16 protein-coding genes are annotated in these 22,392 nt (G+C 45.6%); 10 read left to right on the top strand and 6 right to left on the bottom strand.

Going from position 1 to position 22,392, the window contains the following annotated elements; translation table 11 throughout:
* Positions 1-58 precede the first annotated feature (58 nt).
* Positions 59-4,261, top strand: a complete 4,203-nt coding sequence (rpoC, locus tag R7035_RS23720; protein WP_005382514.1) for a DNA-directed RNA polymerase subunit beta' — start codon at positions 59-61, stop codon at positions 4,259-4,261.
* 172 nt (positions 4,262-4,433) lie between these two features.
* Here rpoC and R7035_RS23715 read toward each other — a convergent pair whose 3' ends face one another.
* Positions 4,434-4,925, bottom strand: coding sequence for an Rsd/AlgQ family anti-sigma factor (locus R7035_RS23715; RefSeq protein WP_005382515.1), 492 nt, complete (start codon positions 4,923-4,925; stop codon positions 4,434-4,436).
* A gap of 177 nt (positions 4,926-5,102) precedes the next feature.
* Between R7035_RS23715 and nudC the strand changes: the two genes are divergently transcribed.
* Both nudC and hemE read left to right on the top strand, forming a co-directional pair.
* A complete protein-coding gene (gene nudC / locus R7035_RS23710) occupies positions 5,103-5,900 on the top strand; it encodes an NAD(+) diphosphatase (protein ID WP_005382516.1) in 798 nt (265 codons plus the stop codon).
* 247 nt (positions 5,901-6,147) lie between these two features.
* The gene (hemE, locus tag R7035_RS23705; protein ID WP_213906397.1) at positions 6,148-7,215 is read left to right on the top strand and encodes a uroporphyrinogen decarboxylase; all 1,068 of its coding nucleotides are present in this window, start codon (positions 6,148-6,150) and stop codon (positions 7,213-7,215) included.
* 220 nt (positions 7,216-7,435) lie between these two features.
* Here hemE and R7035_RS23700 read toward each other — a convergent pair whose 3' ends face one another.
* Together R7035_RS23700 and R7035_RS23695 are read right to left on the bottom strand one after the other, a co-directional pair.
* Positions 7,436-8,008 carry a uracil-DNA glycosylase family protein gene (locus R7035_RS23700; protein ID WP_005382518.1) on the bottom strand — a complete coding sequence of 191 codons (573 nt, stop codon included), beginning with the start codon at positions 8,006-8,008 and terminating at the stop codon, positions 7,436-7,438.
* Between the two features lie 2 nt (positions 8,009-8,010).
* Positions 8,011-8,934 (bottom strand): D-2-hydroxyacid dehydrogenase, encoded by a 924-nt coding sequence (locus R7035_RS23695; RefSeq protein WP_213906398.1) that lies wholly within the window; start codon positions 8,932-8,934, stop codon positions 8,011-8,013.
* Positions 8,935-9,000: 66 nt separating this feature from the next.
* Between R7035_RS23695 and R7035_RS23690 the strand changes: the two genes are divergently transcribed.
* Positions 9,001-9,588 (top strand): YjaG family protein, encoded by a 588-nt coding sequence (locus R7035_RS23690; protein WP_005382520.1) that lies wholly within the window; start codon positions 9,001-9,003, stop codon positions 9,586-9,588.
* A 79-nt stretch (positions 9,589-9,667) separates the two neighbouring features.
* On the opposite strand, the gene R7035_RS23685 is transcribed toward R7035_RS23690, so the two are convergent.
* Entirely contained in the window at positions 9,668-10,801 is a 1,134-nt protein-coding gene (locus R7035_RS23685; protein ID WP_005382522.1) for a hemolysin family protein, read from the bottom strand.
* Positions 10,802-11,054: 253 nt separating this feature from the next.
* Here R7035_RS23685 and hupA point away from each other — a divergent pair, with 253 nt between their 5' ends.
* The gene (gene hupA / locus R7035_RS23680) at positions 11,055-11,327 is read left to right on the top strand and encodes a nucleoid-associated protein HU-alpha (protein WP_005382524.1); all 273 of its coding nucleotides are present in this window, start codon (positions 11,055-11,057) and stop codon (positions 11,325-11,327) included.
* A gap of 39 nt (positions 11,328-11,366) precedes the next feature.
* Positions 11,367-12,065 (top strand): DUF1481 domain-containing protein, encoded by a 699-nt coding sequence (locus R7035_RS23675; RefSeq protein ID WP_213908276.1) that lies wholly within the window; start codon positions 11,367-11,369, stop codon positions 12,063-12,065.
* A gap of 78 nt (positions 12,066-12,143) precedes the next feature.
* Here R7035_RS23675 and purD read toward each other — a convergent pair whose 3' ends face one another.
* Together purD and purH are read right to left on the bottom strand one after the other, a co-directional pair.
* Positions 12,144-13,433 carry a phosphoribosylamine--glycine ligase gene (gene purD / locus R7035_RS23670; RefSeq protein ID WP_258458710.1) on the bottom strand — a complete coding sequence of 430 codons (1,290 nt, stop codon included), beginning with the start codon at positions 13,431-13,433 and terminating at the stop codon, positions 12,144-12,146.
* Between the two features lie 194 nt (positions 13,434-13,627).
* Entirely contained in the window at positions 13,628-15,220 is a 1,593-nt protein-coding gene (gene purH / locus R7035_RS23665; protein WP_115386355.1) for a bifunctional phosphoribosylaminoimidazolecarboxamide formyltransferase/IMP cyclohydrolase, read from the bottom strand.
* A 265-nt stretch (positions 15,221-15,485) separates the two neighbouring features.
* Here purH and zntR point away from each other — a divergent pair, with 265 nt between their 5' ends.
* The 4 genes from zntR to R7035_RS23645 all read left to right on the top strand — a co-directional run bounded on the left by zntR (position 15,486) and on the right by R7035_RS23645 (position 21,875).
* Positions 15,486-15,884: a Zn(2+)-responsive transcriptional regulator gene (gene zntR / locus R7035_RS23660; RefSeq protein WP_005382529.1), complete on the top strand. Its 399-nt coding sequence runs from the start codon at positions 15,486-15,488 to the stop codon at positions 15,882-15,884.
* Between the two features lie 163 nt (positions 15,885-16,047).
* On the top strand, positions 16,048-17,610 hold the full coding sequence (cadC, locus tag R7035_RS23655; RefSeq protein ID WP_005382530.1) for a lysine decarboxylation/transport transcriptional activator CadC: 1,563 nt from the start codon (positions 16,048-16,050) through the stop codon (positions 17,608-17,610).
* Between the two features lie 668 nt (positions 17,611-18,278).
* Positions 18,279-19,622 (top strand): cadaverine/lysine antiporter, encoded by a 1,344-nt coding sequence (gene cadB / locus R7035_RS23650; RefSeq protein ID WP_005434864.1) that lies wholly within the window; start codon positions 18,279-18,281, stop codon positions 19,620-19,622.
* Between the two features lie 117 nt (positions 19,623-19,739).
* Positions 19,740-21,875 (top strand): lysine decarboxylase CadA, encoded by a 2,136-nt coding sequence (locus R7035_RS23645; protein WP_017635553.1) that lies wholly within the window; start codon positions 19,740-19,742, stop codon positions 21,873-21,875.
* Positions 21,876-22,392: the final 517 nt, after the last annotated feature.

Below are 22,392 nucleotides of genomic sequence, written 5' to 3'. Positions count from 1 at the left end.
GGAAGAAGGTGCTCACTTTAGCGAGTGAGCTCCTTTTAACTCCTTACAGGAGCTGATTGTGAAAGACTTATTAAACTTTCTAAAAGCACAGCATAAGACCGAAGAATTTGATGCAATCAAAATCGGTCTATCTTCACCAGACATGATCCGTTCATGGTCTTTCGGTGAAGTTAAAAAACCTGAAACGATCAACTATCGTACGTTCAAACCTGAACGCGATGGTCTGTTCTGTGCGCGTATCTTTGGTCCAGTTAAAGACTACGAATGTCTTTGTGGTAAGTACAAGCGCCTGAAGCACCGTGGTGTTATCTGTGAGAAGTGTGGTGTAGAAGTTACACAAACTAAAGTTCGTCGTGACCGTATGGGCCACATTGAACTGGCTTCACCAGTAGCTCACATCTGGTTCCTAAAATCGCTACCGTCTCGTATCGGTCTACTAATGGATATCCCTCTACGTGATATCGAACGCGTTCTGTACTTCGAAATGTACGTAGTAACAGAGCCTGGTATGACTGATCTAGAAAAAGGTCAGATGCTTACTGAAGAAGAGTATCTAGATCGTCTAGAAGAGTGGGGCGACGAGTTCACTGCTAAGATGGGTGCGGAAGCTATCAAGGACCTACTAGGTTCTATGGATATGCACGCTGAAGCAGAACAAATGCGTGAAGAGTTAGAGACAACAAACTCTGAAACTAAGCGTAAGAAAGTAACTAAGCGTCTTAAGCTGGTAGAAGCGTTCATCGCATCGGGTAACAACCCTGAGTGGATGATCCTAACTGTACTTCCAGTACTTCCGCCAGATCTACGTCCTCTAGTACCTCTAGATGGCGGTCGCTTTGCGACTTCTGATCTTAACGATCTATACCGTCGTGTGATCAACCGTAACAACCGTTTGAAGCGTCTTCTAGAGCTAGCTGCTCCGGACATCATCGTACGTAACGAAAAACGTATGCTGCAAGAGTCTGTTGATGCGCTACTAGATAACGGTCGTCGTGGTCGTGCGATCACAGGTTCTAACAAGCGTCCTCTGAAATCTCTTGCTGATATGATCAAGGGTAAACAAGGTCGTTTCCGTCAGAACCTTCTAGGTAAACGTGTAGACTACTCTGGCCGTTCTGTAATCACAGTAGGTCCATACCTTCGTCTACACCAGTGTGGTCTTCCTAAGAAGATGGCACTTGAGCTATTCAAACCATTCATCTACAGCAAGCTAGAGACTCGTGGTCTTGCGACTACAATCAAAGCTGCTAAGAAAATGGTAGAGCGTGAAGAAGCGGTCGTTTGGGATATCCTAGACGAAGTAATCCGTGAACACCCAGTACTATTGAACCGTGCACCGACACTTCACCGTCTAGGTATCCAGGCGTTCGAACCAGTACTGATCGAAGGTAAAGCGATTCAGCTACACCCACTTGTTTGTGCGGCGTACAACGCGGACTTCGATGGTGACCAAATGGCGGTTCACGTACCTCTAACTCTAGAGGCACAGCTTGAAGCTCGTACTCTGATGATGTCGACAAACAACATTCTGTCGCCAGCGTCAGGTGATCCGATCATCGTACCTTCTCAGGACGTTGTATTGGGTCTGTACTACATGACTCGTGAAAAGATCAACGTGAAAGGTGAAGGCATGTACCTTTCTGGCCCAGAAGAGGCTGAGAAAGCATACCGCACTAAACAAGCTGAGCTTCACGCACGCGTTAAAGTACGTATTACAGAAACTGTTGTAGACGAAGATGGCAACAGCACTACAGAAACCAAGATGGTAGACACCACTGTTGGTCGTGCAATGCTATGGCAAATCGTGCCAGCTGGTCTACCGTACAGCATCGTTAACCAAAAGCTAGGTAAGAAGCAAATCTCTAACCTACTTAACGAGGCGTACCGTAAACTAGGTCTGAAAGACACAGTAATCTTCGCTGACCAAATCATGTACACAGGTTTCGCATACGCGGCACTTTCTGGTGTATCTGTTGGTATCGACGATATGGTTGTACCTGCAGCTAAGTACACTGAAATCGCAGAAGCGGAAGAAGAAGTACGTGAAATCCAGGAACAGTACCAATCAGGTCTTGTTACTGCGGGCGAACGCTACAACAAAGTTATCGATATCTGGGCATCGACCAACGACCGTGTTGCGAAAGCAATGATGGAAAACCTTTCATCTGAAACGGTAGTTAACCGTGACGGTGAAGAGGAACAGCAAGAGTCATTCAACAGCATCTATATGATGGCGGACTCGGGCGCTCGTGGTTCTGCAGCACAGATTCGTCAGCTTGCGGGTATGCGTGGTCTGATGGCGCGTCCAGATGGTTCAATCATCGAAACGCCGATCACAGCGAACTTTAAAGAAGGTCTAAACGTACTTCAGTACTTTATCTCAACGCACGGTGCTCGTAAGGGTCTTGCGGATACGGCACTGAAAACAGCGAACTCGGGTTACCTAACTCGTCGTCTAGTAGACGTTGCTCAAGACGTTGTTGTAACTGAACATGACTGTGGCACTCACGAAGGTGTCGACATGATGCCTCACATCGAGGGTGGTGATGTTAAAGTTGCACTTTCTGAGCTTGCTCTTGGTCGTGTTGTTGCTGAAGACGTACTAAAACCTGGCACTGAAGACGTTCTTATTCCACGTAACACCCTGATCGATGAGAAATGGTGTCAAATCATGGAAGAGAACTCAGTAGACAGCATGAAAGTGCGCTCTGTAGTAACGTGTGATTCTGACTTCGGTTGTTGTGCACAATGTTACGGTCGTGACCTAGCACGTGGTCACCTAGTGAACCAAGGTGAAGCAGTGGGTGTTATTGCTGCTCAGTCTATCGGTGAGCCAGGTACACAGCTAACGATGCGTACGTTCCACATCGGTGGTGCGGCATCGACAGCAGCGGCAGAGAACAGTGTTCAAGTTAAGAACAACGGTTCTATCAAGCTACACAACGCTAAATCTGTATTGGCTGATGACGGTAAGATCGTTATCACTTCTCGTGCGACAGAGTTAACTATCGTTGATGAGTTTGGTCGTACTAAAGAGAAGCACAAACTGCCTTACGGTACGCTACTAAGCAAAGGCGATGGTGATACAGTTCAAGCTGGCGAAACAGTTGCAAACTGGGAAGCGCACACACTACCTATCATTACTGAGGTAGCAGGTCGCATCCAGTTCGTAGATATGATCGACGGCGTAACAGTATCTCGTCAAACTGATGACCTAACTGGTCTATCTTCAAGCGAAGTAACTGACCCAGCAGCTCGCCCTTCAGCAGGTAAAGATATGCGTCCAGCTATCAAACTTGTTGACGAGCAAGGTAACGATGTAATGATCCCTGGTACTGATATGCCAGCTCACTACTTCCTACCTGGTAAAGCGATTGTGAACATCGAAGATGGCGCAGCAGTAGGTGTTGGTGCAACACTAGCACGTATTCCTCAGAAGTCTGGCGGTAACAAAGATATCACCGGTGGTCTTCCACGAGTTGCTGACCTATTTGAAGCACGTAAGCCGAAAGAGCCTGCAATCCTTGCTGAGCACACAGGTACTGTGAGCTTTGGTAAAGAGACGAAAGGTAAACGTCGCCTAGTGATCACACGTGAAAGCGGTGAAGCTTACGAAGAGATGATTCCTAAGCATCGTCAGTTGAACGTATTCGAAGGTGAAAAAGTTGAACGTGGTGATGTGATCGCAGATGGTCCAGAGTCTCCACATGACATCCTACGTCTACGTGGCGTACACGCGGTAACGCAGTACATTGCTAACGAAGTACAGGAAGTTTACCGTCTACAAGGCGTTAAGATTAACGATAAGCACATTGAAACTATCGTTCGTCAGATGCTACGTAAGTGTACTATTACTCACTCTGGTGACTCTGAGTTCCTACCTGGTGAACAGATTGAGTACTCACAAGTTAAGATTGCTAACCGTAACCTAGAAGCTGAAGGCAAAGAGCCTGCACGTTTCGAACGTGAACTACTAGGTATTACTAAAGCATCTCTAGCGACTGAGTCGTTCATCTCTGCGGCATCGTTCCAGGAGACAACTCGCGTACTAACAGAAGCTGCGGTTTCTGGTAAGCGTGATGACCTACGTGGTCTGAAAGAGAACGTAATTGTTGGTCGTCTGATCCCAGCTGGTACTGGTTTCGCATACCACCAAGAGCGTCAAGCTAAACGTTCTGAAGCGCAAGATGGTCCTTCTGCTGAGCAAGCAACGGATAACCTAGCGGCACTTCTAAACGCTGGTTTCTCTTCTGAAGAGTAAGTCATATAACGAGTAATCGTTAAAAGCTTAAGAAAAAGGCACCTTCGGGTGCCTTTTTAGTTTTTATACTACTTTGTTCTTCCGGTGGGATTTTCGATAAAGCTAGAAACAAAAAAGACCGACGATGATCGTCAGTCTTTTCTCTCACTCTATTTCTAAATGTTTGCAAATACTAAGCCCCAGGTGGCATAGACAGGCTTTCTGCGATTTGCTGTATCAGATAGTCCTCGACTTCAAAGCGAGTCTCAAGAATTTCCCCAATGAGACACATATCAGAATCGAAATCATTTAATTCATCATCTTCAGTCACTTCTGAGTACTTATCGTTAAAGTTCAATAATGGTTCAGTCGTTAGAACAATTTGACCATAGGTTTGATTGATCTCATTAGTCACGACAAAGCCGGTTGCTTTCCAACGGTCCATAACCATGTCATAAATTTTAAAGTGGCCTTCGGAGATGTAATCAACGAGGTGCTGACAGAAATCCTGCAGTTCGGAAGGAGATGGGAGTTCAATAACATTGGTTTTCGAACAAGGTTGCAGCGCTGCAAGCTTACAATATTCAACAATCAGGGATTGTCGTGTCTCTAACCAGTGATCAATGACATCACTTGAGCCACCCCACTGGTCTTGTGTTTGTTTGAATTTTCTTAGCATGACCATGCCCTCATGATCTGATCGCCCATCGGCGAACGTATCCTTTGCAAAGCAAAGTTAGTAAAGTTATTACAAACTCTTGTCCTTACTAGAATTTAGAGTGCACATTTACTTAACGATAAACTCTAGTATGAAATTAGATTGCCAGTAAAATGAACGAACTTCAAGCAAAGGGATGGTGTAATGTTAAGAAAAGGTGATGTTAACCGCGCGATAAATGCATACTGGTGTGTTGTTGCAGGAAGTGAAATTTGGCTGGTGGATGGTGCTGTGCCCTTCGGGTCTGCAGAGCAGTTATCACTGCCAGTAACGAGTGCAAGACCCATTGGTGAGTATTCTGGTTCGCCCGTCATGTGGCTTAACTTGGCCGATTTAGAGCATGATCTACCTTTAGTATCCCTGCGTGACTGCCTGCATTTTCCTGAGCCATTATTTATGTTGTTAAGTAAAGCTGTGCAATATGGGCACATGACGCAAAGTTTGCGCTTTTGTCCACAGTGCGGAGGAAGAAACTTTCTTAATAATAACCAGTTAGCCATGCAGTGTGGTGAATGTCGCACCCTTCATTATCCTAGAATATTTCCGTGTATTATCGTTGCTGTACGTAAAGAAAATCAGATCTTATTAGCCCAACATCCAAGGCATCGAAATGGTATGTATACGGTTATTGCGGGTTTTCTAGAAGTCGGTGAGACATTAGAAGAGTGCGTGGCTCGAGAAATTCATGAAGAAACGGGAATTCTCGTTAAAAATATTCGTTACTTTGGCAGCCAGCCTTGGGCTTTCCCATCCAGTATGATGATGGGGTTTTTAGCTGACTATGAATCCGGAGAGTTAAGCCCAGACTACACTGAGCTGTCTGATGCACAATGGTTTGGTATCGACGAGATGCCGCCTGTTGCGCCTAAAGGAACGATTGCAAGAGCACTTATCGAACAAACGCTGAAAGATATAGACTCTAATTGTCTGATAAATAGATAAAAAAAACCCTCCGAGAGGGAGGGGGTAAGTAAGATGTCGTTATGAGATGCTGAGTACTAAGTACTCAGTTTATAATTGTAGTTTTCGCTAGCGAACAAATTTTTAACACTGATACCGATTGGGTGCAAATTAAGCATTGATTTAAAAGTTAATAACTTGATCCAGGTTGCAAAGCACACAGCTATTGGACTTAAATCAGTGATAGAATACCCCCTTTCACAGAAAGCCTAACAGTTGGAATTACGGAATGACTGAATTAAAAAATGATCGTTATCTGCGTGCGCTTTTAAAAGAGCCGGTAGATTACACGCCAGTATGGATGATGCGCCAGGCAGGTCGTTACCTACCAGAATACAAAGCGACTCGTGCAGAAGCGGGTGATTTCATGTCTTTGTGTCGAAATGCAGAATTAGCATCCGAAGTGACACTTCAACCATTACGCCGTTTTCCTCTTGATGCCGCGATCTTATTCTCGGACATCTTAACGATTCCAGATGCAATGGGGCTTGGTTTGCGTTTTGCTGCGGGTGAAGGACCTGTTTTTGATAACCCAATTACATGCAAAGCCGACGTGGAAAAAATTGGTTTGCCAGATCCTGAAGGTGAACTGCAATACGTAATGAACGCAGTACGCCAGATCCGTAAAGACCTGAAGGGTGAAGTGCCGCTGATTGGTTTTTCTGGTAGTCCTTGGACTCTTGCGACGTATATGATCGAAGGTGGTAGCTCTAAAGCGTTTACCAAGATCAAGAAGATGATGTACGCGGAACCACAAACTCTGCACCTACTTCTAGATAAGCTGGCAGACAGCGTTATCGAGTACTTAAACGCGCAAATTAAAGCGGGTGCGCAATCGGTAATGGTATTTGACACATGGGGTGGCGTACTAACGCCTCGTGATTACAATCTGTTCTCACTGCAATACATGCACAAGATTGTAGATGGTCTGATTCGTGAAAACGACGGTCGTCGCGTGCCAGTCACACTGTTTACTAAGAATGGCGGCATGTGGCTTGAGCAAATCGCAGCAACGGGCTGTGATGCGGTTGGTCTAGACTGGACAATCAACATTGCAGACGCGAAAGTACGTATCGGTGATAAAGTGGCTCTGCAAGGTAACATGGACCCATCAATGCTTTACGCTTCACCAGAGCGTATCCGTGAAGAAGTCGCGGGTATTCTAGAAGGTTTTGGTGATGCAGGTACTGGTCATGTGTTCAACCTAGGGCACGGTATCCATTTGGATGTGCCGCCAGAAAACGCGGGCGTCTTTGTGGATGCGGTACACGAGCTATCTAAGCCATACCACAAGTAAGTTAGATTTTTTTGAAATCAAATACCGGCATTCAGTGCCGGTATTTTTTTACCTAAAACTCAAGGCCGTACAGCTCTGGTAGTATTTGGCCTACTATGATCTAATTACTACTCTAGCTGTACATTAGACATTAAAATTCAATATAAACAAATGCTTATGATTTCTGGTTTATGTTCTAATTTTCTTGTACAGATAAACAAGCAATTAGATCATGGGTAACCTAAAGCATCGAGTGAACGCGTTTTTTAAGGTATGGCACGACGTCAGATTCAAACCAAGGATTCTTCTTTAACCACAATGTATTGCGTGGGGATGGGTGAGGGAGCGGGATAAAGTCCGGTTCCCAATCTTGCCATTGCTGAACAGTTTGCGTGAGCGTCTTTGGTTTGTTAGTGAGATAGTACTGCTGCGAGTACTGACCAATTAGTAGAGTGAGCTCTATATTGGGCAGTTGCTCAAGAATCTTTTTATGCCAAGTGGGCGCACATTCTTTACGAGGCGGTAAATCACCAGAGTTCCCTTTGCCTGGATAACAGAATCCCATTGGGACAATGGCAATTTTATTTGGGTCGTAGAAAACGTCTTTGTCGATATCGAGCCATTGGCGTAATCGATCACCACTTGGGTCATTCCAAGGTATCGAGGTTTTGTGTACACGTGTGCCAGGGGCCTGACCGATGATTAGGATGCGTGCCCCTTTTGCTGCTTGCACGACAGGGTTTGCACCCAAAGGTAAGTTATCCGCGCATATCTGGCAGGCCCTCACTTGCTGCAATAGCTCGTCTAACGACATTCTTAGTAACCCTTTTCGAAATCCACTTGATAATTTAATGAAAACCCATCGCGCCAGCGTAGATAGTTGTCAGCAAAAATCTCGATGACTTGCTCGGGAAAACTCAGCGCAGCAATGTGTGGAGTGATGGTGACTTGCGGTAGTTTCCAAAATGGATGCTCTACCGACAACGGTTCTTGCTCAAACACATCTAAGAAGGCGTGTTCTACCCAACGGTTTTTCAGAGCGAAGAGCAACCCTGCCTCATCCAGTACGTCGCCACGACCTACGTTAAACAATAACGCCTGATTTAGTTGGCTGAGCGTTTGACGATTAAGTAACTGTCGCGTCTCAGGTGTACTTGGTAGAGTATTCACAACGATGTCGGCTTGCTCAAATGCCTTACTTAGTTCATTGATATGAAAGGTCTGATGAAACTCGCCGCCTAGAGTAGGGATACCTGTGCGGTTAATACCGATAGTTTTTATCCCCATTGCTTTAGCGGCGTTGCCCAGATAGCCCCCAATGCTACCGGTACCAAGAATTACCATGGTTTTACTTTTTAATGACGTGTACAGGTGAGGCTGCCATTGTTTGTTTTGTTGCTGCTGGTGGTATCGGGCAAAGTGGCGGTAATGGGCAATACTGTAACCCAAAACATATTCAGCAATCAGTGGACCAAAGATGCCTCGAACGTTAGTTAGAGTATAGTCCTGACGAAGGCTAGGGGATGTTAAGGCGTTGACACCAGCAAACGTGGATTGTACCCATTCAAGCTGTGAAAACTCGTCTAAGCTTTGTGATAGTAAGGGTGGATCCGCTAGTACGATCTGAGCGGCTTCTGGTTGGTCGGTGAGGCAAAGATCGGGCAGATTTTTCTCTGCCAGTAACGTTTTGTAGGTGTCGCGATGCTCTGAGAGCAGGAAAATCTGATTTGAATGCGGCATTAACTTTTTTCCCTGTGATGAATCAAGTACACTTTCGCTGTTTTTTTCTTCAATGATTGAGTGACTATGCTTAAGAATCCTCTTCAGGTTCGTTTAGAAAAACTAGAACCTTGGCAACAAATTACCTTTATGGCGTGTCTGTGTGAACGCATGTATCCAAACTATGCGATGTTTTGTGAGAATACAGAATTTGCTGACCCGCGTGCTTACCGAGCGATTCTTGATAGTGTATGGGAAATTTTGACAGTTAAGAACGCGAAAATTAACTTCGAACGTCAATTGGAGAAGTTAGAAGAGTTGTTCCCAAGTGCGGATGAGTTCGATTTTTACGGCGTTTACCCAGCGATGGACGCGTGTCAGGGTTTGTCTACGTTACTGCATGGTCTATTGGACCGCGACTACCTTTTCGATTCAATGCTTAAAGTGAGTCAACAGTCGGTACAAACCGTTGCTGATCTAGAGCAAGCACAAGGCGCAGAGCCAATCACTAACGACAACCAGAAAGAAAACGAAGCCGTATGTGAAGAGTGGGACGTCCAGTGGGCTATCTTCCGTCCGCTGCGTGAAGCGGTAGAACGTGACATCAGCTTGATTAAAGATTTGCGTGAAGAGCTACGTGAAGAAGGTGTGAGCAACATCGGTATTGCGCTTTAATTGTTGAATAAATAGAAAAAGGCATCCTAACTGGATGCCTTTTTTGTTTGTGCGTTTAAGCTGTTATACCTAATGCTGATTACGATTCTTTCGAGTCGGGTTTCGGTGGCTCTTGAGCTTCTGGCTCTTTATCCTGCTTCTCCGGCTCATTATCTTCTTCATCGTCATCGCGGCTTTCGATTACGCCGTGCATTTCTTTCCAGCTTTCCCAGCGTTGGTAAGCCAGCTCCTGCATGTCAGTGCTTTTATCTGCTTCGTCGATGATCTCCTCGCCTACGAGGTGTTCAAAAATATCTTCCAACGTTACCAAACCTAGCACGGTACCGTATTCATCAACAACAAGTGCCAGCTGTAAGCGATGAGTCATCATCTGGTCGAATACTTTAGGTAAAGTGGTATTGTTTAGCACCACTTGAATTGGGCGCATGATTGCTCCCAACTGTTTCTGTCCACAACCTGATTGTTGTAGTTTGAACAACTCAAGGCGATGCACAAAACCTATGATGTTATCTTTCTGCTCGCTGTAAACCAATGGGCGTGAGAAAGGCGTATCTTTGTGTTTTTCTAGGAACTCATTGATGGTCATTGTGGCATCGACACGGAATACTACTGGTCGTGGCGTCATAACCTGCGTTACGGGTACATCTTGGATGCCAAGCAAGTTGCTTAAGATTTTTGATTCACCCTCGGCAAACTCACCGCTTTCACGTGCCAGAATCGCCATTGCAGACAGCTCATCACGCATCTTCGGAGCTTCGTGGTTACGAGCAAGACGCTTGGTGATTTGCTCTGAGAACCAAACAAAGGGTGTAAGCGCCCATACCATCCAACGCAATGCGACCGCGGCAGTGGGTGCCAACTGACGCCAGTAGGTCGCGCCAATCGTCTTCGGTACGATTTCTGAAAGCACTAAGATCGCCAATGTCAGCACTGCCGAAAAGATACCTAATGCTTCGCTACCAAATACAACCGCAGCTTGTGCACCAGCAGTGGCCGCGCCGATAGTGTGAGCGATGGTGTTTAAAGTCAGAATAGATGCCAGTGGTCGGTCGATATCTGATTTCAGCTTAGCCAATTGCCCAGCTGCGGGATGCCCCTGTTGATTGAGCTGCGCAATGTAGCTCGGACTGATACTCAGCAGTACCGCCTCCAGCACCGAACAGATAAACGAAATGCCGATTGCAATAGAGATATAAATGGATAACAGCAGCATAGTTGCCCTTGAATGTAGTTTGATAGTGGTTATTTGCAGCTATTATAACCGCAAAAGTGACTTATAAATTGGTCCAAATACCTTGGAAAGCAAGGGTTTTCAGGGGGTATGTGGTAACAAATTGTGAGTTATTACTCATATTATGGCTAAAAGTACGTCAGAAAATCGAAAGATCGCTTACAAACCTTTGCCAGATGGGGCATTTATGTTTTAGAGTGAGACGAATTCGATAACCTATGAGAAGGGAAACCTAATGAACAAGACCCAATTAATCGACTTTATCGCAGAGAAAGCAGACCTATCAAAAGCACAAGCAAAAGCTGCTCTTGAAGCGACTCTTGATGGTGTAACTGGCGCACTTAAAGAGGGTGACCAAGTTCAACTAATTGGTTTTGGTACATTCAAAGTAAACCACCGCGCTGCACGTACTGGTCGTAACCCTAAGACTGGTGACGAGATTCAAATCGCAGCAGCTAACGTACCAGCATTCGTAGCAGGTAAAGCGCTGAAAGAATCAGTAAACTAAGTTAGAATGCACCGAGGTATCCTGCCTCGGTGCAATTTCATGAAAAAACATCTACTCACTTCACTTCTCCTATCTAGCCTTACCCTTTTTGGCTGTTCATCGGTTGAAACTCCTAATTTAGAACAATTCACGCATTTTTCTGGTGGTAAAGTTGCGGGAGATGCTAGCAGCTTGTACTGGATGACAGAGAAACTCACTCGTGTGAGTACGGCGGCTGATTATGTGACTATGGGGGACAATGGTTGGTTCCAGAGTGATTATCGCTGGGATGAAGGTGAGTTGCGAGAGTTGATTCGAAAAGGCGAGCAAGTTGATACCAAACAAGAGTTGGTGCCTTTTCAAATCCACATCCGTTTCAATAAAGATGGCGAAGCGGTTTACCAAAAATATCGTGTTAACCGTAAAGTCTTACCACTTCAGCATGACCAATTAGAGCGCTACAAAGCAGAAGCGAATGACGTAGTGGCATCGGTTAAGGCGCAGTCTCGTAACAATAAGAGCCTTATTCAAGGTTATTGGAATGGTCAATCGTTTGAAACCTGCAAAGGTAAGGTGTTCTCGACACTCGAGTTTAATCAGACGTTGCCAAAATTTATTATCGAGCGTCTCTCATCGGTAGACAGTTATGTGGCTTTTGTCGGCAAGCAGTCACGAAACAAAGCAATGGTCGATGAACTGTTGATGCTCAATGACGATGACTTTGATTGTGTTTCTCGGCCCAAGTTGATCTCTGAATAAACATTGCTTCGCATTCTCTCGAACAATAAAAAAAGGCGCTGAGTGCGCCTTTTGTTTTTTAGCCAACTTATGTTGTTTTTATTTTTCTTGCTCACGTGCAATTGCACGGTAGCCGATATCGTTGCGATGGAACATGCCATCCCAACTGATCTGTTTTGCAAGCTCGTAAGCACGCTGCTGCGCTTCTGATACGCTGTTGCCAAGTGCCGTTGCACAAAGAACGCGACCACCGTTTGTCACGATGTCGCCATCTTTGTTACCTGTACCAGCATGGAAGACTTTTTCGCCTTCAATTTCAACTTGTGGCAGACCCGAAATAACGTCGCCTTTGTTGTACGCTGCTGGATAACCACCGGCTGCTAGCACGATACCAATCGATGCTCGTGGATCCCACTTCGATTCCGCTTGATCCAGTTTCTCGTCGATTGCCGCTAGGCACAGATCAACAAGATCTGATTCCATGCGCATCATGATAGGTTGTGTCTCAGGATCACCGAAGCGGCAGTTGTACTCGATCACTTTCGGAGTGCCGTCTTTGTCGATCATCAGACCCGCGTATAGGAAACCAGTGTAAGGGTTACCTTCAGCGGCCATGCCACGTACGGTTGGGTAAATCACTTCTTCCATGATGCGGTTGTGGATTTCTTGTGTCACCACTGGAGCTGGAGAGTATGCTCCCATACCACCGGTGTTAGGACCAGTATCTTTGTCGCCTACGCGTTTGTGGTCTTGGCTGGTGGCCATAGGCAGAACGTTCTCACCATCGACCATCACGATGAAGCTTGCTTCTTCACCATCTAGGAACTCTTCGATAACGACACGACTACCAGCATCACCAAATGCGTTGCCTGCTAGCATGTCTTTGATTGCGTCCTCAGCTTCTTCTAGCGTCATTGCCACAATCACGCCTTTACCAGCTGCAAGGCCGTCGGCTTTCACCACGATCGGTGCACCTTGCTCACGCACGTAAGCCAGTGCAGGCTCGATTTCAGTGAAATTCGCGTAGGCACCCGTTGGGATTTGGTGACGAGCAAGGAAGTCTTTGGTAAACGCTTTAGAGCCTTCAAGTTGCGCTGCGGCCTGGGTAGGGCCAAAGATTGGTAAGCTTGCTTCGCGGAACGCATCAACCACACCAATAACCAATGGTGCTTCTGGGCCAACGATAGTCAGTTCAATCGCCTTCTCTTTGGCGAAAGCAACAAGGCCAGCGATGTCTTCTACATCGATGTTTACGTTCTCTAGTTTTGGCTCTAGTGCTGTACCTGCGTTGCCTGGTGCAACGAAGATAGTCTCAACATTTGGGTTTTGTGCCGCTTTCCAACCTAGCGCATGTTCACGACCGCCTGAACCAATGATTAAAACTCGCATATGAAAATCCTTAATCTTATAAATACCGTTTGCTCAAACTCAGATATTTCGCAAAGACCTGAGTATGGCCTCTCTAATTCAGTGGGACGAGGACAAGGCGACAAGTGAACTTATTCCTATGAGCATAGTATGCTATGTGATTAGGATAAGTGAACGCCGTCAACGCAGTTATCGTCCCAGTGAAGACGAGAGGATTAGTGGCGGAAGTGACGCATACCGGTAAAGATCATCGCCATGCCGTGTTCGTCTGCCGCTGCGATAACTTCGTCATCACGCATAGAACCACCTGGTTGGATCACACACTTGATGCCCGCTTCTGCAGCCGCGTCGATACCGTCACGGAATGGGAAGAATGCATCTGATGCCATTACACAACCTTCAACCTGTAGACCTTCGTCTGCAGCTTTGATGCCTGCGATTTTCGCAGAGTAAACGCGGCTCATTTGGCCAGCACCTACACCGATAGTCATGTCGCCTTTCGAGTAAACGATTGCGTTAGATTTCACGTATTTCGCTACTTTCCAGCAGAACAGTGCATCTTTCAGCTCTTCTTCTGTTGGCTGGCGCTTAGAAACCACTTTTAGATCGTCTAGGCTCACCATACCTTGGTCGCGGTCTTGAACCAGTAGACCGCCATTCACGCGTTTCACGTCAAAGCCAGTTGTCTTCGTTGTCCATTCGCCACACTCAAGTAGACGTACGTTCTTCTTCGCGGCAACCACTTCAATTGCTTCAGCAGAAACAGAAGGTGCGATGATCACTTCAACGAATTGACGCTCAACAATAGCGGTTGCTGTTTCAGCATCCAGTTCTTGGTTGAATGCAATGATGCCGCCGAATGCAGATGTTGGGTCAGTTTGGTAAGCACGGTTGTACGCTTCTAGGATGTCTTTACCTAGAGCAACACCGCATGGGTTTGCGTGTTTTACGATTACACATGCTGGCTCGTTGAACTCTTTCACACATTCAAGCGCTGCGTCCGTGTCTGCGATGTTGTTGTAAGAAAGGGCTTTACCTTGGATTTGGCGAGCAGTAGAAACGGATGCTTCTTGTGGGTTTGCTTCAACGTAGAATGCGGCTGCTTGGTGGCTGTTCTCACCGTAGCGCATGTCTTGCTTCTTCTCGAACTGTTGGTTGAACGTACGAGGGAATTTGCTCTCTTCATCACCGTCTTTGTTCTCACCGTAAGATGGAACCATAGTGCCGAAGTAGTTTGCGATCATGCCGTCGTAAGATGCTGTGTGCTCGAATGCTGCGATAGCTAGGTCGAAACGAGTTTCGAGAGTGAGAGATTTGTCGTTTGCGTCCATCTCTGTAATTACGCGGCCGTAATCACCTGCATTAACAACGATAGTCACGTCTTTGTGGTTTTTCGCTGCAGAACGAACCATTGTTGGGCCGCCGATATCGATGTTTTCAACAGCGTCGGCTAGTGTACAGCCTTCTTTGGCAACGGTTTCTGCGAATGGGTATAGGTTTACGACAACCATATCGATAGGGTTGATGCCGTGCTTTTCCATCACGTCATCATCTTGGCCACGACGACCAAGCACACCACCGTGAACTTTTGGGTGAAGCGTTTTAACGCGGCCGTCCATCATTTCTGGGAAACCAGTGTAGTCAGAGACTTCGGTTACGGCGATGCCTTGTTCGGCAAGTAGGCGAGCTGTACCACCAGTAGATAGGATATCGACACCGCGCTCAGCAAGAGCTTGCGCAAACTCAACAATACCTGTTTTGTCTGATACGCTGATAAGCGCACGGCGAATAGGACGAGCGTTATTCATGCTTCCATTTTCCTCAAATTCACGGAGTTAAAGATGTTTGCCAAAAATGAACTTGTTTTTACCTCTTGGGGTAAAATATTGGCCAGTTTTGGTAAAGACCTTTGCAGGGTGTTTTCTGGTTAGAAAACAGTCTCCACATTTGATGGCGCGTATTCTAACCAATTTATTACAAAAAAGCTCGCGCAATCGTTTGGCATCTCAAAAATAATTGCAAAAAAGTCGTTCTTTAGCTTTAAAAGTAACGAGATAGTTAATAGGGAAAGTTATGTTTCAGATAGGTGAACTGGCAAAACGTTGTGGTGTGACTGCCGATACATTGCGTTTCTACGAGAAAAACGCGCTAATAAAACCCGCAGGACGAAGTGAGTCAGGCTATCGCTTGTATGATGAAGAGAATCAAAAGCAGGTGCACTTTATCCTCAAAGGTAAAGATCTTGGCTTGAGTCTGGATGAAATTAAAGACCTGTTAGAAATTAAGTTAGAAGCGACAGAACACAGCTGTGCAGAGGTAAAAGCCATTACTTCTGCCAAGTTAGAGCTGATTGATGGGAAAATTAACGAGCTGACGAAAATTCGCCGAGCGTTAAAGAAGATTAATGATGCTTGTTGTGGTCATACAGACGATGACGCCACACATTGCTCTATCCTTGCCGCACTTGAGTAGTCTCATTCTTGCATCACTTAACTTAAGTTTGCATTTTTGGCGACTTGCTTTTCTAGGTACATGCTGCTTTCCCACCTATAATCTTGCCTTTAGTTACTTGTAGGAATCGACCATTGTCTGATTCCTAGCGTAACGCTGTCTGTAGATACGAGAGTTTTCATACATGGTTGGAGTCTATTTTCAAATCAATGACTGGGTTTTGAGCGTTGATGAAAATAAGCTGTATCGACAAGATAGGGAAGTTACTGTTGAGCCACGCTTAATTAATCTTTTGCACTTCTTAGCGGAGCATGCGAATGAGGTGTTCAACCGCGAGGAATTGATTCAGTACGTTTGGGCTGGAGCGATTGTGACCGATCAAGTGGTGACTCAATCCATCTTTGAGTTGCGTAAGCTACTACGTGACGGTCGAGAGGAAAATACCAACTACGTTATCACGGTGCCCAAGCGTGGCTATAAGCTGGTAGCGAACGTGGTTACTATGACGCATGAAGAGTTTGTCACAAGTCGGCAAAATGAAGAGATCCCACCTTCTGTTGAAGAATCGGAAGAAGATTGTCTACCTATAGCACCAGCCGTTACCTTTCCTGCCGGTCCTCTAACTCGCGCAGTCTGCGAGATGTCAAAAGAGAAAAAAGCACCTCAGAGCAAAAACAAAATCAGCCCTTGGCGATTGGGAATTATGAACTTCATCTGGATCAGTATGTTGGTCGTAGTGATGGGCGTGTTTACCTACAAGCAGTCGGAAGTGCGTATTACCCAAGCCATCGATACCCATCTGATTGAGTTCAAGTTTCAAGATAATTTTACGAATGAAGGATTAAGCTACGATTTGGCAGACGGATTCGCCCAAAAGTTGATGTCCGACATTGCTCAAGTCAGTGATTACCGAGTCATGCTAAAGAAGGCGTCGTTTACTTCTGGCATTGTGCCTGGTAAATCGGTTGTGGTGAGAGTTCGTGAGAATGACGGTGGCAGCTTTTTAGAGGTGGAATATCGCAATAACTCATCTGAGAAAGTGTTGTTTAGTCGTCAATACGCGTTAACCAGTAGTCATTTAAAGACAGTGCTTCAACAAGCGTCGTTGGATTTGATGCAAGTGCTGAAAGTATCGGATGCCAAATTGAAATCTACGATGCTGGTGGCGGGAATGCCAATGAATCCCGACGCGTTGGAGTTGTTTGTTCAGGCTAACCATTACCTTAATGTCTCTGATACTAAACAATTCCGCCAAGGTATCGACTTGATGGAAAACATTTTAGAAATCGAGCCGGATAATGCTTACGTTCAAGCTGAGTTGTTGATTGCTTACCATGTACAAAAGGCACTTGATTTCTCACAGGAGTTGAAGAAAGGGCGAATGCAGCAGCTCAGTGAAGCACTAGAGACTAATGTGAAAATGATGGTGGGGCCAATTCAACCGCGAATTTATGAAGCTTTAGCACTGCACGAAACCATCATTGGTGACATGGCGTTAGCCAAGCGGCATCTCGGACAGGCATTGAGGTTACGTGATTCAGTGCTTTCCTATGTGATTCGCGGTAAGCACGCCGAATTGGATGGTGATCTGGATTTAGCCAGTGAGTCTTACAGTGAAGCTTTCTATATTGATACGTCGGTTGAGACGTACCTGCTGTGCGAAAACTTGGTCTTCCCAAGTAACATGAAGGCGATTGATTACGCCATGTATCGCGCCGTTCACCCTTCTGTCGTTCGAATGCTTTAATTCTCTCGGAGTCAACGTCAGTCTAATGCTAGCCCCTCATTTCGGTGAGGGGCTTTTTTGTCGCTGTCGAAAAGTGAAAAGGGTGAGGCGGTGGGGCAATGACTTACGAAGGAGCTAACAACGCAAGCTTGCAACGGGAATACATACCCGCTTCTCTATCTCTATCTCTATCTCTATCTCTATCTCTATCTCTATTGATTGTATGAAGTGTCTGGCTGAGTTATGTGGCGAGAATGATTTTGATGCTTTCTTGCAGGCGAGATGAATATTGATGTGGGTCAAAAAGCGCGATCAGGGAGAGATTTATGGAATCAACACTTCAGGGAATTAACCCTTCGGGATGGGGAAGTTGATAGAGGTTGATAACTTTTATCGCGATGACCAACGAGTTGATGAGAGTTTATCTATCGGTAGAAGGTTTGATGTTTTTCTTATAACCGTATGAATAATATAGTTTTATATTTTTGTGTTTATCATGTTTATCTCAACTTGATGTTGATGAACTAATCATTTTATTGATAACACCAAGTTTATTTTTTTCCCGATTTTTGGGCGTAGTCTTCACTTCGAAATTTAGCGAGGTCGAGCAGGTTCTTCCTCATAGCACCTCGCTAATAACCATTCAGTTTGAGTCATGTTGACTCGAGTAGAATAGATTTGGAGATGTTATGTCATCGAATGCGAAAAAAATCGGCCTTATTGCCTGTACGGGTGTCGTAGCCGGTAACATGATGGGTAGTGGTATCGCACTATTACCTTCTAGTCTTGCCTCTGTAGGCTCTGTTTCAATCTTCAGTTGGCTGATCTGTTTGGTCGGTGCACTGAGTCTGGCGTTTGTTTACGCTCGTCTGGCAACCAAAAACCCACAAGAAGGTGGTCCTATCGCTTATGCTGGCGAAGTGTCTCCGGTATTTGGTTTCCAAACGGGCGTTCTTTATTACCACGCGAACTGGATTGGTAACCTGGCTATTGCCATTACAGGTGTTTCTTACCTTTCAGTATTCTTCCCTGTGCTTAATAACCCAATCCCAGCAGGTATTGCGACGATTGCATCGGTATGGATCTTCACTTTCGTCAACCTACTTGGTGGTAGCTGGGTAAGCCGTCTATGTACGCTTGGTCTAGTTCTTATCCTTATCCCAGTTGTTGGTACAGCCGCATTTGGTTGGACGCACTTCGATACTGCGCTTTACAGCCAAAACTGGAACGTATCAGCAGGCACTGACAGCCACGCGGTAGTAACAGCGGTTCTTATCTGTCTATGGTCATTCGTAGGTGTGGAATCAGCAGCGGTATCGACTGGTATGGTAGAAAACCCTAAACGTACTGTACCACTAGCAACTATGTTGGGTACTGGTATCGCAGGTGTGATTTACATCCTATCAACTCAAATGATCAGCGGCATGTTCCCAGCGTCAGAAGTTGCGGCATCAGGTGCGCCATTTGCATTAGCAACCACTGAGCTATTCGGTAGCTGGACAGCACCATTCGTATCAGCATTCACAGCGCTAGCATGTTTCACTTCGCTAGGTTCTTGGATGATGCTAGTAGGTGAAGCAGGTAAACGTGCAGCAAACGACGGCAACTTCCCTAAAATCTACGGCGAAACTGACAAAAACGGTGTGCCTAAGAAAGGTCTAATCCTTGCGTCAATCAAGATGACTGCACTGATGGTTGTACTGATGTTCTTCAGCTCTAAAACAGCACACGCATCAGACCTGTTCAACCAGCTAACGACTGACGCAGTTCTACTAACTATGCTGCCTTACTTCTACTCGAGCATTAACTTGATTCGCTTCGAAGGTATGACAACACGCAACGGCTTCGTAATGCTGTTCTCTGGTGTGGCTTGTCTGTTCTGCTTCATCGCACTAGCGGGTGCAGAGGGCGGTACGCTAACAGCAACCTTCATCGTGTCTCTAGTTATCTTGATGTTCTACAGCAAAAAAGCAGGTCTTGCTCAGTACGTGAAAATGCACGCTGACGACATGCCTGCCCAAGCAAGCAACTAATTCCCAAAACGCTGGCACTACGGTGCCAGCCCATAAAACCCAAATTCACGCGGCGCTCACCTTACTCATTGCCTGTAAATGGCAAAGAGCGCCCTCATTCGCCTTGGAGATGTCCAAATGAATATATTCGCTATCTTGAACCACATGGGTGTGTTCTTTAAAGAAGAGCCAGTTCGTCAACTTCACGCTGCTCTTGAGAAAGCGGGCTACGAAGTGGTTTACCCAGTAGATGATAAAGACTTGATCAAAATGATTGAGATGAACCCACGCATTTGCGGTGTGCTGTTCGACTGGGATAAATACTCACTAGAGCTATGTGAACGTATCAGCCAAATCAACGAAAAACTGCCTGTTCACGCATTTGCTAACGAACAGTCTACTCTAGACATTTCACTAACAGACCTACGTCTAAACGTGAGCTTCTTCGAGTACGCTTTAGGTATGGCTGACGACATCGCTATCAAAATCAACCAAGCGACTGAGGCATACAAAGATGCCATCATGCCTCCATTCACTAAAGCGTTATTCAAATACGTAGAAGAAGGTAAATACACCTTCTGTACTCCAGGTCACATGGGCGGTACTGCATTCCAGAAAAGCCCTGCTGGTAGCATCTTCTACGATTTTTACGGTCCAAACACATTTAAAGCGGACGTATCAATCTCAATGCCTGAGTTAGGTTCTCTACTAGACCATTCAGGTCCACATAAAGATGCAGAAGAATACATCGCACGCACATTCAATGCAGACAGCTCGTACATCGTAACTAACGGTACGTCTACATCGAACAAAATCGTTGGTATGTACTCAGCACCTGCGGGCAGCACAGTACTGATTGACCGTAACTGTCACAAATCTCTGACTCACCTAATGATGATGAGCGACGTGACACCAATCTACTTCCGCCCAACTCGTAACGCATACGGCATCCTTGGTGGTATTCCACAAAGCGAATTCAGCCGCGATGTCATTGCAGAGAAAGTGGCGAAAACACCAGGTGCAACAGCACCAACTTACGCAGTAGTGACTAACTCAACTTACGATGGCTTGCTGTACAACACACAATTCATCAAAGAGTCGCTAGATTGTAAACACATCCACTTCGACAGTGCTTGGGTGCCTTACACTAACTTCAACCCAATTTACGAAGGTAAATGTGGTATGAGTGGTGAAGCGATGCCAGGCAAAGTGTTCTACGAAACACAATCAACACACAAACTGTTGGCTGCGTTCTCACAAGCTTCAATGATTCATGTGAAAGGCGACTTTGATAAAGAATCTTTCAACGAAGCATTCATGATGCACACTTCAACTTCACCTCAGTACGGCATTGTTGCTTCTACTGAAACTGCAGCGGCAATGATGCGCGGCAACACTGGTAAGAAGTTGATGCAAGACTCTATCGATCGCGCAATCCGCTTCCGTAAAGAGATCAAACGTCTAGAAGCAGAAAGCGACAGCTGGTTCTTCGATGTATGGCAACCAGAAAACATCGATACCACGGAATGTTGGAAACTAGACCCTAGCGACACATGGCACGGCTTCAAGAACATGGATGACAACCACATGTATCTTGACCCAATCAAAGTAACGCTACTGACTCCGGGGATGAATAAAGAAGGCGAACTAGAAGAATCAGGTATTCCTGCTTCGCTGGTGGCTAAATTCCTAGACGAGCGCGGCATCGTGGTAGAGAAAACAGGTCCATACAACTTGTTGTTCCTATTCTCAATCGGTATCGACAAATCAAAAGCAATGCAATTGCTACGCGGCCTAACTGAATTTAAACGTGGCTACGACTTGAACCTAACCATCAAGAGCTTCCTACCTTCACTATACAACGAAGACCCAAGCTTCTATGAAGGCATGCGTGTTCAAGAACTAGCACAAGCGATTCATGACCTAACTAAGAAATACAACCTACCTGAGCTAATGTACAAAGCGTTCGATGTACTTCCAGAAATGAAAGTAACACCACACGCAGCATGGCAAGAAGAGCTTCGTGGCAACATCGAAGAAATCAAACTGGAAGAAATGGTTGGCCGCGTAAGTGCGAACATGATCCTTCCTTACCCTCCAGGTGTGCCACTAGTACTTCCTGGTGAAATGGTGACTCAAGAGTCTCGCCCTGTGCTGGACTTCCTAGAGATGCTTTGTGAGATCGGTGCGCATTACCCAGGTTTCGAAACCGACATCCACGGTCTATACCAACAAAAAGATGGTAGTTACACCGTAAAAGTATTGAAGAACTAAGTTCCTCTCGAAGATGACGCCATTGGGAATGCAAGCATGCTCCACTCTTACGAGCTCAATGCGTCATCGAACAATAACGACATTTAGATATACCCCTAACTCATCTGTCGTAAAGATAAGGGCAAGGATGCTCTGATCTTTTCTTCTATATATAGAAGAAACACTTTTCCAAGACTTCACCTGAAGTACCCCAAATAAAAAGCAAAGACCAAAAGAGCAGTTCGTCATCGTTCTGCTCTTTTTTCGTCTTTATATAGATAGAAAGAGAAAAAAGAACCAAGAGAGATAAGATCAGCAATCAAAATCACAAAGAAATCGGCGATCTTTTAATGCAGAAGTCAGGTGTTTCATCATGAAAAGATCCTCTGCAACCCGAAATATTAGACAAGATCGTTGAGTATCTATGCAGAATGCTCGTTATTTGTTCGGTTGAAAGTTTTTTTGCAAAAAACGCTTGTACTAATTTCTCAACTCCCTATACTGCGCATCCACCGACACGGAGTGAGACGAAAGTCAC

The sequence above is a fragment of the Vibrio sp. 1731 genome, assembly GCF_033339955.1.
Lineage (GTDB): Bacteria > Pseudomonadota > Gammaproteobacteria > Enterobacterales > Vibrionaceae > Vibrio > Vibrio alginolyticus.
The sequence above is the reverse complement of the archived record's forward strand: the minus strand, read 5'-3'. Positions and strand labels throughout refer to the sequence as shown.